Genomic DNA, 398 nt, shown 5'->3' with positions numbered 1-398 from the left:
ACTTCCACGACGGCGTCGGATACCGGTTGCCCTTCTTCGTCGATTACGTGGGGTTTAAACCGAAATGTGCGGGCGAGCGCCGACAGCGTGCCGAGGTCGAAGTTGCCGACGGAGTCGGGCCGCGGCAACGACAGCACGTTCCGCTGCAGCAGGAAATCTGGGTGGTTGATATATACCTTTATTTTGTCGCCCAGAGCGGGATTGTAAAAGGCAGTATTGATAAACGAGATGTTAAAAACCCCTTCCCCGTCCGTTACGGTCGATGTCAGCAGCGACTCTCCGCCAGAGGGATGGACGGCGTAGACTTTGACAGGTACACGTTGGAGCGGGTAGGGGTTATTTCCTATTTCCACCAGATCGGCGACACGATCCACCAGGCTGGCTGCGGCGCTTAAGGG

At 56.8% G+C, this 398-nt stretch carries 1 protein-coding gene; it reads right to left on the bottom strand.

Annotated features, from left to right (window positions below; genetic code table 11):
• A partial coding sequence (locus KK062_RS30075; RefSeq protein ID WP_254088086.1) for a hypothetical protein occupies positions 1–398 on the bottom strand: 398 nt, incomplete at both ends.

This window comes from Dawidia cretensis, from assembly GCF_018598175.1.
Classification (GTDB): domain Bacteria; phylum Bacteroidota; class Bacteroidia; order Cytophagales; family Cyclobacteriaceae; genus Ohtaekwangia; species Ohtaekwangia cretensis.
Note: the sequence above shows the minus strand (reverse complement) of the source record. Positions and strands in the feature narration are given on the sequence as shown.